Origin of the sequence: Acinetobacter sp. RIT698 (assembly GCF_009668065.1) — a bacterium.
In the GTDB taxonomy this organism is placed as follows: domain Bacteria; phylum Pseudomonadota; class Gammaproteobacteria; order Pseudomonadales; family Moraxellaceae; genus Acinetobacter; species Acinetobacter guillouiae.
The window spans coordinates 1-674 of the sequence record NZ_WJYH01000123.1 but is presented as its reverse complement, the minus strand read 5'-3'; the positions used below and the strand labels follow the sequence as shown (position 1 = coordinate 674).

Sequence of the window (674 nt, the reverse complement as noted above, 5' to 3'; positions counted from 1 at the left end):
AGATTGGGTCAGTGGTGTGACTTCCGCAGATGCATCAGATGTACTTGATCTTTTGCATGAGCAAATCACTGAAAGCCAATTGCATAAAGAATTGCAGACCAAAATTGATCATATAGATGCGATTGATGTTGATATTTCAGCACTTGAAACTTCGGTGCAGCAAGCGAAAGATTCAGCTCAAAAAGCAAATGATGATTTAGCGACTGAACGTACTGAGCGTATTGATTCAATCAATTTAACTACTTTGAAGATCAATGCTGAAATACAGGATCGAAAAACTGCGATTAGTAATTTGGAAGATGGATTAACAAAGCAAATCAAAGCAGGTGATGATGCTGTTTTAGAAGTAGTAGATACAGTCAAAAAATCAAGTGACCAAGGTTTAGCGGCAGCACAATCAAGTATTAAAGTTGTTGCTGATGATTTGAAACTTACTGCAGAGAAGACTGATGGTGTTTATGCGCAACTAAATCCAAAATTGATTGGATCTTCATCTGATTTGATCGGCAATGATCAAGGCTTTGCAGGGACTTGGTCACTCCAATCAGCAATGATTGAAGAGGATGTTGCACTTAGTAAGCGTATTGATACAACAGTTGCGCAAATCAATGATGTACAGGCATTAGCACAGCAAGAAGTTCAAGCACGAGTTGACGGGGATATTGCGAATACAG

General features: G+C 38.9%; 1 pseudogene. It reads left to right on the top strand.

The features are described 5' to 3' along the window. Nucleotides 1-674: pseudogene (locus GJV03_RS21340) on the top strand (phage tail protein); the annotation flags it as partial.